A 2,963-nucleotide genomic window follows, 5' to 3' on the forward strand; every position below is an offset into this window, starting at 1 on the left:
TTCAGTTGGTTAGAATACATGCCTGTCACGCATGGGGTCGCGGGTTCGAGTCCCGTCCAGACCGCAACTGTTAAAAGTAAAGAAAATAGCTTATATGGCTGTAAGCTTAGAAAACCTTGGAGTGTATCAAATGCTCCAGGGTTTTTGCTTTTATGGAAAATCACTTTTCATGATCTACATTATTTACATCTTTCCCACATCCGGCATTATGGATTTGCTCTTCTCACCAATTCGTTGTAAGTTGTATGTGAGATTCTGATTCTATGAAAAGAAGTGTGGTGATGTGGTTTTCATTAGCTGTATGTTTGTGTGCCTGCAATTCCAGTCCTGCTCCCGGAACGACTTCGAACGACAGGGAGTTTATTCCTTTTAAATCGGATACGCTGATGAAATTCGATCAACTGGAAGTGTATCTCGGACAGGAAAATCTCGGGAGGATCATTAAAGACTCGCTGGGGAAGTATTACCTCGATGTCTCGAATCTCAAGCAAACAAAGGATTATATTCGGCAATACGGCTGCGTTGGAAAGCTGGATGGGAAGAACGTTGTTCAGTTGTATGACGATCGGGAATCCGTCATTCCTGCTAAACCGGAAAAGAAGGATTATTACTTTGCACGAAGTTTATACCGGAATGAAAAAATGAACCGGCATCATCCGTATTCCAAGTATAATATCTTGCTTGATTCCCTGAAAATTGCCGATAAGGATTCTGTTCATTGGTGGATAAAAAAACAAACGGACAGTTTGGCGGGGAAATAAGAATTGGTGCTTATCATTGCGAACTTCGTTGTATTTTTGTTTCAGAATTTTAAACCAGTTAAATCATGGTCAAACAATTACTGTTTTGTCTTTTTAGTATTATTGGCTTTGTTTCTTTTTCCCAGGAAAAATCGAAGCTGCTCCATGAAGGTGAAGAGCTGTTTGCCAAAGAAGATTACAAGAAAGCATTGAATGTATTCAATAAAGAAGCCAGGACGAATCATTCTGTTGATGTGAAATTTTGGATTGCAAGCTGCTATTTTCAGTTGAAAAAGTATGATATCGCTAAGAAAGGATTCCTGGAAATCGTACGTCGCGGAATAAATGATGAGAACCAGGAATTGTCTTTGATGAATCTGGGGAGTTGTTATCTGAACCTGGAGCAGAATGACAGTGCACTTTACTATTACGAGCAGATCATCGAAAATTTCCCGAAGGCTTCAAATGCCTATTACTATAAAGGATTGATTCTATATGAGGAGACTCAATTCAAAGAAGCGAAAGAAAATTATGATCAGGCAATTGCTATTGATTCTACGGATTGGCGTTTTTATATCAGACGACAAGATGTGTCCTATGCATTGAGTGAATTTGGAGATGCATTGACCGATTTGCTGAAAGCCCGTGAATTGAATCCGGACCTGGATATCAGTATCAATATTGCTTATTGTTATTCCATGTTGGAAAAATACCGTGAAGCTGATTTGATTTACAAACAGATTTATGACGAGAAAGATTTCCGTTTGCTGAACAATTACGGTTTGATCAGGCACAAATTGGGTTTTTCGAAAGAAGGGGAAGAGCTCATCCGGAAATCTCTGAAACTGGAACCTAAAAATTCCTATGCTTACCGGAATCTCGCAATCATTGCAATTGATAATAAGGATCTGACAAATGCGTGCATCTACCTGAAAAAAGCACAAGAACTTCAATTCTTTACGAAGTATGGAGCGGAGGTTGACAATCTGATTTTGAAACATTGTAATTGATGGTTTTTACGTTCCTGTACTTTTAAACCGGGCCATTGATTTCTTTTTATTAAAAGGATATTTAAATATGGTTCTGTGAGGTTTCGGCCTGGATTCAGACAGCGAAGACAACTCAATGAAAACTGAATAATCATGATACTGATGGTCGTCTTTTCGTATCTTTGAACCAATGAGATCAAAAGAAGAGATTAAGGAAACAGGAGCAACATTTACCCCATTGGGATTGGCAAACTACCTGGCGGATTTAATGACTCCGTTTTTGAATACAGAAAATCCCATTATTTTGGATCCTGCATGTGGTGACGGAGCTTTGATTCAGGCAATGCATCAATCATTAAGAAACATTGGGAAAGATGCGCAATTGTATGGTTTTGATGCAGATAAGGGGTATTTGGAAAAGGCTCATCAAAGTTTCTTAAGAACCGGCATTGAGGCTACATTGATAAAAAGAGATTTTCTGGATTCTCTGTCTCTTGAGGGTGATGAAAATCATGGCCGATATGATGCCATCATTGCGAATCCACCTTATGTGAGAACTCAGGTGCTGGGTGCTGAAAAAGCCCGGGAACTGGCAGATCAGTTTGATCTGAAAGGAAGGGTTGATCTTTACTACGCTTTTTTAATCGGAATGACAGAAAAGTTAAAAGAGGGTGGTGTTTTAGGGGTGCTGACTTCAAACAGGTACTTAACAACAAAAAGTGGTGAAAGCATCCGGCAATTTTTAAGTGATCATTTTGAAATCTTACATGTCATTGATCTTGGAGACACCAAGCTATTCGATGCTGCAGTACTTCCTGCAATCTTTTTAGGGAGGAAAAAGACTAAAAAATCACTAACTGCTTCAACTTCGCACTTTACCAAAATTTATGAGGAGCTCAACGGGAAGCAACCTGAATACCATGCGGGTTCAGTATTTGAAGCCATGAATACGGATCAGTCCGGGTGTTTTTTAATTGAAGACAAGAAATTTAATTTAACCAAAGGTTTGCTTTTGTATGAGCAGGGCTCAAAAGGACTGTGGCAAATGCTCACGGACCAGGAAGCAAAGTGGATAGCAGATATTGAAAAAAGATCAATCGGTAAGATAAAGGATTTTTTCAAAGTCAGGGTGGGTGTAAAAACAACTGCGGATAAGGTTTTTATTCAAAAGGACTGGAACTCTACCGGATTCGAAAAGCCCGAAGATTCGTTACTTTATACGCTGATAAGTCAA

4 protein-coding genes are annotated in these 2,963 nt (G+C 39.2%); all 4 read left to right on the forward strand.

Features of this window, described 5'->3' with window-relative positions; translation table 11 throughout:
- Window positions 1-240 (forward strand): hypothetical protein (locus Q1V93_RS18060; protein WP_300666596.1); only part of this gene is annotated, 240 nt, incomplete at its 5' end.
- A 23-nt stretch (window positions 241-263) separates the two neighbouring features.
- Window positions 264-761 (forward strand): hypothetical protein, encoded by a 498-nt coding sequence (locus Q1V93_RS18065; protein WP_300666597.1) that lies wholly within the window; start codon window positions 264-266, stop codon window positions 759-761.
- 65 nt (window positions 762-826) lie between these two features.
- Entirely contained in the window at window positions 827-1,750 is a 924-nt protein-coding gene (locus Q1V93_RS18070; RefSeq protein ID WP_300666599.1) for a tetratricopeptide repeat protein, read from the forward strand.
- A gap of 169 nt (window positions 1,751-1,919) precedes the next feature.
- On the forward strand, window positions 1,920-2,963 hold a 1,044-nt coding region (locus Q1V93_RS18075; protein WP_300666601.1), incomplete at its 3' end, for an N-6 DNA methylase.

Source organism: Fluviicola sp. (assembly GCF_030151805.1).
Classification (GTDB): Bacteria; Bacteroidota; Bacteroidia; order Flavobacteriales_D; family Crocinitomicaceae; genus Fluviicola.